This window comes from Streptomyces sp. NPDC060198 (assembly GCF_042728415.1).
Lineage (GTDB): Bacteria > Actinomycetota > Actinomycetes > Streptomycetales > Streptomycetaceae > Streptomyces.
Genome location: NZ_JBHWZJ010000359.1, coordinates 1 through 7,145, shown reverse-complemented (window position 1 = coordinate 7,145; position 7,145 = coordinate 1). Strand labels below are relative to the sequence as shown.

The following is a 7,145-nucleotide window of genomic DNA, read 5'->3' as shown; positions in this document are numbered from 1 at the left end:
GCCCCGTGAGGCCGGGTACCACCCCTTTTCCGTACCCGCACTTCTCTCGTCGGCCTGAAGTGTGTGCAATATGACAAAACGGACAGAGGGCGTTAGATTCCGGTCGCAATGAACGTGTGTCATATCGACCGGAGCGCATCGCCCCCGCGCGGCCCGGTCAAGGCACCTCGCGGAGGGGAAACATGACCAACGCCGAGGCCGGTACCCGGCCCTCCGCTGACGCGCCCTCTCCCGCCGCCAAGCTGACTCTGCTCACCCTGACGACGATGGTCGTCGGCTCCATGGTCGGCGCGGGCGTCTTCTCGCTGCCCCGGCGCTTCGCCGCGGAGACCGGGGTAGCCGGAGCGCTGATCTCCTGGGCCGTCGCCGGCATCGGCATGCTGATGCTCGCCTTCGTCTTCCAGAAACTCGCGGTCCGCAGACCCGACCTCGACGCCGGTGTGTACGCCTACGCCAAGGCCGGGTTCGGCGAGTACCTCGGCTTCTTCTCGGCCTTCGGCTACTGGGCGAGCGCCTGCGTCGGCAACGTGACCTACTGGGTCCTCATCATGTCCACCGTCGGGGCCATCGCGCCGGCCCTCGGCGACGGCGACACGGCGCTCTCCATCGTGCTCTCGTCGGTGGGGCTGTGGGCGTTCTTCTTCCTCATCCGGCGCGGAGTGAAGGAAGCGGCGGCGATCAACCGCATCGTGACGGTGGCGAAGGTCGTCCCGATCCTCGTGTTCGTGATCCTCGCCCTCTTCTACCTCGACGCGTCCGTCTTCGCCGACAACTTCGGCGGGGCGGACTACGCGGGCTCGCTCTTCAACCAGGTGCGCGGCACCATGCTGGCCACCGTCTTCGTCTTCCTCGGGGTCGAAGGGGCCAGCGTGTACTCCCGCCACGCCAAGCGGCGCGAGGACGTCGGCCGGGCCACCGTCCTCGGCTTCCTCAGCGTCTTCGCCGTCTTCGCCTCCGTCACCATCGTCTCGTACGGCATCCTGCCGATGGCCGAGATCGCCGAACTCCGCCAGCCGTCCATGGCCGGGGTCCTGGAAGCGGCGGTCGGTACCTGGGGCACGGTCTTCGTCAGCGTGGGGCTCATCATCTCCGTCCTCGGCGCCTACCTGGCGTGGACGCTGATGGCAGCCGAAGTGCTCTTCGTGGCCGCCAAGGACGACGACATGCCCCGCTTCCTGGGCCGGTCCACCGCCGCCGACGTGCCGGTCCCCGCCCTGCTCATGACCACGGCCCTGAGCCAGCTGGTCCTCGTCGTCACCGCCTTCTCGGACGACGCCTTCAACTTCGCGCTCGACCTGACCAGCGCGCTCACCCTGATCCCGTTCCTGCTGGCCGCCGCCTTCGCGGTCAAGATCGCGCTGAGGCCCGAGCGCGAAGGCGCCGTCGGCGGGGCCACCAGGGGCGAGCTGGTCGTCGCCGCCCTCGCGACCCTCTACACGGCCTTCCTGCTCTACGCGGCGGGGCTGAAGTTCGTCCTCGTCTCCTTCATCATCTACGCCCCGGCGACCTTCCTCTTCATCAAGGCCCGTCGGGAGCAGAACCGCGGGCTCTTCTCACCGGCCGAAGCGGTCATCTGTGCCGTCTCGATCGCGGGAGCCGTCATGGGAGTGATCGCCCTGGCGGCCGGCTGGATCGAACTCTGACCCGTCCCACCCCGGCCGCACCGCCGGTGAACCGCGAAAGGCTTCCCATGACTGACACGACCGCCCAGCGGCCCGCGCTCGGCGTCCACTCCGAGGTCGGCAAGCTGCGCAAGGTCCTGGTCTGCGCCCCGGGGATGGCCCACCGGCGGCTCACCCCCACCAACGCGGACGACCTGCTCTTCGACGACGTGATGTGGGTGGAGAACGCCCAGCGCGACCACGCCGACTTCGTCAACAAGATGCGGCAGGCGGACGTCGAGGTCGTCGAACTGCACGAGTTGCTCGCCGAGACCATGGCGATCCCGGCCGCCCGGGACTGGCTGCTGGACCGCAAGATCACCGCCAACGAGGTCGGCCTCGGACTCATCGACAACACCCGCGGCTTCCTGGAGTCGCTCGAACCCCGCAGGCTCGCCGAATACCTGATCGGCGGGCTCGCCACCACGGACCTCCCCGACGAGTTCCGCTCCGGCTACCTGGCGCTGGCCCGCGAATCGACGGCCGCGCGCGAATACCTCATGCCACCGCTGCCGAACACCCTCTACACACGGGACACCACCTGCTGGCTCTACGGAGGGGTCACCCTCAACCCCCTGTACTGGCCCGCCCGCCACGGAGAGACGCTCCTGATGGCCGCGATCTACGCCTTCCACCCGGACTACCGGGGCGCGAAGGTGTGGTGGGGCGACCCGGAGCAGGACTGGGGCCAGGCCACCTTCGAGGGCGGCGACATCATGCCGGTCGGCAACGGCGTCGTCCTGATGGGGATGAGCGAGCGGACCTCGCGCCAGGCCATCACCCAGGTCGCCGCCGCCCTCTTCCGCGAGGGCGCCGCCGAGCGCGTCATCGTCGCGGGCATGCCCAAACTGCGTTCCGCCATGCACCTGGACACCGTCTTCACCTTCGCCGACCGCGACATCGTGACGCTCTATCCGAGGATCATGGACGCGGTCCACACCTTCTCCCTCCGCCCCGGAGACAAAGCCCCGGGCGTCGAGATCACGGACGAGGGCTCCACCCCTTTCGTCGACGTCGTGGCCGAGGGGCTCGGTCTGCCCGCACTGCGGGTCATCGAGACGGGCGGCGACGTGTACGCCTCCGAACGCCAGCAGTGGGACAGCGGCAACAACGCGGTGGCGCTGGAGCCCGGTGTCGTCTTCACCTACGACCGCAACACCCAGACGAACACCCTGCTGCGCAAGGCCGGCGTGGAAGTCGTCACCATCGTCGGTGCCGAGCTGGGGCGCGGACGCGGCGGCGGTCACTGCATGACCTGCCCGCTCGTCCGCGACCCCGTCTCCTTCTGACGCCCGGTCGCCGGCCGGAACAGCCCTGCCGGCCCGTCCCACGGCGGGCCGGCGGCACCGTCAGGCCGAGGCCGTCAGCTTCCCGGGAAGCCAGGCGAGCTGCGCCGCCTCCTGGTAAGGGCCGCCGCCCTCGTGATCGTTGAAGTCGTACACCTCTATCGACTTGTCGGTGTGGGCGTACGCGTTGAACGCCGCGAACACCGTGGACGGCGGGCAGGTGAGGTCTTCCAACGCCGTCGAGAACAGCGCCGGAGCCGTGGCCCGCGCGGCGAAGTGCACCCCGTCGAAGTAGGCGAGCGTGGCCTTGAGCCGCTCGGTGCGGCCCCGGTGCGTCTTGAGGTAGTTGCCCAGCTCGCGGTACGGGTTGCGGTCGGTCACCGTGAGGGCGCGCGGGAAGTCGCACAGGAACGGCACGTCCGGCGCCACGGCCACCAGGTCCGGTACCAGGCCGGCGACCGCGAGTGTGATGCCGCCGCCCTGGCTGATGCCGGCGACCGCCGTGCGCGACGCGTCGACCAGCGGGTGGGACCTGGCGGCCTCCACCGCCCGGACCGCGTCGGTGTACAGCCGTCGGTAGTAGTAGTCGTGCGGGTCCTCGATGCCCCGGGTCATGACCCCGGGGAACGCGGGCCCGCTGCCCACCGGGTCGGCGGTGTCGCCGCCGGCCCAGCCGCTGCCCTGGCCCCGGGTGTCCATGACGAAGTTCGCGAAACCGGCGGACGCCCAGAGCAGATGGGTGTGCGCGAGCCCTCGCCCGCCGCCGTACCCGATGAACTGCACCACCACCGGCAGCGGTTCGGTGGCCCCCGCCGGAAGCACCAGCCAGCCCTTGACCGGGTGGCCGCCGAATCCCGCGAAGGTCGCGTCGTACACCTCGACGGTCCTCAGGCCGGTGTCCGCGCGGAGTTCGAAGCGGGCGTCGAGCGGGTGGCTCCGGGTCTCTTCGAGGGTCTTCGACCAGAACGCGTCGAAGTCGGCGGGCTCCGCCGACGTGGAGCGGTAGGTGCGGAGTTCTTCGAGGGGCAGGTCGAACAGGGGCATTTGCGGGGCCGCCTTCGTCGCACGGATGAGTGATCACACGGTACGTGGGCGCCCCCGGTCGGCAGAAGCCGCGTCCGCCGGACACCGCCGCGCGGGTCCCGCACGGCGGCTACGGCCGTCCGACCCGCACCGTGACCGTCTTCGGCCTCTGGTACTCGTCCAGGGCGAGCACGCTCAGATCCGTGCCGTGACCCGAGGACCCCCTTCCGCCGTGCGGGAGTTCGGCCGTCTGCACCAGATGGCAGTTGACCCACGCCTCGCCCGCGTCGAGCCGGGACGCCAGATCGATCCCCCGCGCCAGGTCGCTCGTCCACACGCTGGACGCCAGCGCCTGGGGCACGCTGTTGGCCAGCGCCAGCGCCTCCTCGACCGTGTCCGTCCGCTCGACGGTGAGCAGGGGGCCGAAGACCTCCTCGGTGATCGCGGGGTCGGCCGGCGGCAGATCGGCCAGCACTCGTGCCGGGCGCCAGTAGCCCTTCTCCTCGCCCGCCGCCGCCCCGACGGTGCCGGTCACCTCGCGTCCCGCCTGCGACGCGGCGACGATCCGGTCGTAACGGGTCGCCTGGTCCGTGTTGTTGAGCGGCCCGAAGTCGCGCCCCGCGACCCGCTCCGTCATCGCCGCGCCGAGCAGCGCCACCACGCTCTCGTAGTTCTCCGCCAGGGTGATCACCCGCGCGGGCGCCGCGCAGCTCTGACCCGCGTTGTACGTCGCCGCCCGGGCGAGCTCCGCGCAGGTCTCCGGCGGGGCGTCGGGCAGGACGATCGCCGGGGCGTTGCCGCCCAGTTCGAGGCTGACCCGGCGGGTGCCCGCCCGGGCGGCGACGTCCCGGCCCGCCTCCGGGCTGCCGGTGAACGCGGCCATGTCGATCCCTGACTCCACCAGCAGGCGCCCCGTCGTCCGGTCGCCCGGCAGTACCTGAAGCACCCCCTCGCCGAGTTCGAGCGCCGCGTGCGAGGCGAGCAGCAGCAGGGAGTCCGGAGTGGTCTCGGCGGGCTTGACCACGACGGTGTTCCCGGCGGCCAGAGCGGGCGCGCAACGCCAGGCCGCCATCATCAGCGGGTAGTTCCAGGGCACCACCACACCGACCACGCCGATCGGCTCCCAGCGCACCCAGCTCTCGTGGCCGGCGACCAGCGCGCCCGAGGCGGGTACGGTCCGGGTCCGTGCCGCCGTCGCGTAGAACCGGAAGAGGTCGGCCACCTGGGCGATCTCGCCCCCGGTCTCCGACTCGGGCTTGCCGGTCCCGGCGCGCTCGCCCGCGGAGTACTCCGCCGCGTGCGCCTCGACCGACGCGGCCAGCCTTCCCAGGCGTTCGGCCCGCTCCCGGGGGGTGAGGGCGCTCCAGCCGGGCAGCGCCGCCCGGGCGGCCGACACCGCCCCGGCCACCTCCGGCTCCCGCGAGACGGGCGCGGTGCCGCGCGCGAGGCCGGTCCGGGGGTCGGTGAGGGTGGTCTTCATCGGTGGTTCCTCCGGCAGTTCGTGGGTTCCGTACGGATGCCCGGAGTCCGGGCATCCGTCCGTCAGAGGTCGTACGAGCGGAGCCAGAGCTCCAGCGTGAGGACGAGCCAGAGCTTGCCGCCCTGGCGCGGCAGCAGAGTGCCCTCGCCCTTCAGCCAGGTGGCGATGGTGTCCTGGCGGAACAGACCGCGTTCCCGCGTCTCACGCCCCAGCAGCAGATCGTTGCCGAGGTCTCGCAGCGGTCCGGTCAGCCACTGCTGCACCGGCACCCGCATCCCGCTCTTGGGACGGTCCACCACGGTGCCGGGCAGAAGATCGCGCACCGCCTCCTTGAGGATCCACTTCTCCACCACGCCCCGGAGCTTGTACACCGGGGGAGTGGCGAAGGCGTGGTCGACGACCCGTCGGTCGAACAGCGGAGCGCGTCCCTCGATGCCCTGGGACGAGGTCAGCCGCTCGACCTTGGTGAGGATGTGGTGGGCGCCCTTGGTCCGAAGGTTGCAGTGGAGCAGCTGGTTGAGCAGGCTCTCCATGCGGTACGGGCTGCCCGGGCCGGGCATCAGGTACGGCTCGACGAAGCGCTGCGGGCGGGGCGCGTCGGCCAGCGCGTCCCATGCCTGCGGGGTCAGCAGTACGGGAAGGTCCGCCCAGCACTTGCGGTACGAGCGCAGATAGGCGGTCGCGCGGTCCTCGTCCCACGGCGCCCCGGGTTCCCGGTGCATCTCCTGCACCAGCATGGGGAGGTTCTTCGGCCCGCCGAAGACGGGGTCGCCGCCCTCGCCGTTGAGCACCACCGACGCCCCCTCGTCGGCCACCGCCTCCGCCAGCAGCAGATTGGGCACGGTCAGCGGGTCGCCCACCGGGCTGTCCAGCAGCGCCGCCGCCTCCGCGAGCCGCGCCGCGACCGTCGCGCCGGACACGTTCAGCACCCGGTGGCGGGTCCCGCAGTGCGCGGCGACGAGGCCCGAGTAGCCCAGCTCGTTCGGGAGTTCACCGCCGAAACTGATGGAGTAGGTGCGGACCGGGCGGCTGTGCAGCTTCGAGGCGAGAGCCGTGACCAGCGAACTGTCGATACCTCCGGACAGCAGCACCGCCACCGGTTCGGCCTCGGGCAGCCGGCAGGACACCGCGTCCTCCAACAGGGCGCGCAGCGCGAGTACATGGTCGTGCGGGTCGTCGGGGGGCGTCCCGCCGAACCGTTCCACCGGCTCCCAGTGGACGGTCTCCGTCACCGAGCCGTCCGGCGACAGCCGCAGTATCCGGCCAGGCAGCACCTCCCGTACGCCCGCCAGCAGCGTCTCGTCGCCGGGAAGGTAGGCGAACGTCAGGAAGGAGCGGACCGCCGCCAGATCGAGGGACGTGCCCAGCGCCGGCCACCGGCGCAGCGCCCGCAGTGAGGAGGAGGCGGCCCACGCGCCGTCCGCCCGCGCGTAGAAGACGGTGCGGGCGCCCACGTGGTCGCGTATCAGCACCAGGTCCGCGCCGTCGAGCACCGCCAGCACGAACATGCCCTCGGCGAGCGCCACCCCCTGCGCGCCGAGCGAAGCCCAGCAGCGCAGCAGCAGCTCGGCGTCCGGGAGCCGCGCGGGCGCGGGAGTGCCGTTCGCCTCCAGCGCGTCGCGCAGCACCGGCCCGTTGTGGAGGGTGACCTCACCGGTGGCGGTGAGGCCGCCCACGGTGAACGGACCCTCCGCC

5 protein-coding genes are annotated in these 7,145 nt (G+C 71.6%); 2 read left to right on the top strand and 3 right to left on the bottom strand.

Annotation, left to right across the window (positions count from 1 at the left end; translation table 11 throughout):
- Positions 1-182 precede the first annotated feature (182 nt).
- Positions 183-1,643 (top strand): basic amino acid/polyamine antiporter, encoded by a 1,461-nt coding sequence (locus ACFWEP_RS29145; protein WP_387374431.1) that lies wholly within the window; start codon positions 183-185, stop codon positions 1,641-1,643.
- Positions 1,644-1,690: 47 nt separating this feature from the next.
- Entirely contained in the window at positions 1,691-2,950 is a 1,260-nt protein-coding gene (locus tag ACFWEP_RS29140) for an arginine deiminase (protein WP_387374430.1), read from the top strand.
- Between the two features lie 60 nt (positions 2,951-3,010).
- Here ACFWEP_RS29140 and ACFWEP_RS29135 read toward each other — a convergent pair whose 3' ends face one another.
- The 3 genes from ACFWEP_RS29135 to ACFWEP_RS29125 form a co-directional block, all read right to left on the bottom strand.
- Entirely contained in the window at positions 3,011-3,991 is a 981-nt protein-coding gene (locus ACFWEP_RS29135; RefSeq protein ID WP_387374428.1) for an acetylxylan esterase, read from the bottom strand.
- A gap of 109 nt (positions 3,992-4,100) precedes the next feature.
- Positions 4,101-5,450, bottom strand: a complete 1,350-nt coding sequence (locus tag ACFWEP_RS29130) for an aldehyde dehydrogenase family protein (protein WP_387374426.1) — start codon at positions 5,448-5,450, stop codon at positions 4,101-4,103.
- Positions 5,451-5,512: 62 nt separating this feature from the next.
- Positions 5,513-7,145: asparagine synthetase B family protein (locus ACFWEP_RS29125; RefSeq protein ID WP_387374424.1), on the bottom strand; the 1,633-nt coding region annotated here is incomplete at its 5' end.

Bases quoted from the DNA above. Each gene is read 5' to 3' on its own strand.
- ACFWEP_RS29145 (WP_387374431.1), top strand. From the start codon at position 183: ATGACCAACGCCGAGGCCGGTACCCGGCCCTCCGCTGACGCGCCCTCT.
- ACFWEP_RS29140 (WP_387374430.1), top strand. From the start codon at position 1,691: ATGACTGACACGACCGCCCAGCGGCCCGCGCTCGGCGTCCACTCCGAG.
- ACFWEP_RS29135 (WP_387374428.1), bottom strand. From the start codon at position 3,991: ATGCCCCTGTTCGACCTGCCCCTCGAAGAACTCCGCACCTACCGCTCC.
- ACFWEP_RS29130 (WP_387374426.1), bottom strand. From the start codon at position 5,450: ATGAAGACCACCCTCACCGACCCCCGGACCGGCCTCGCGCGCGGCACC.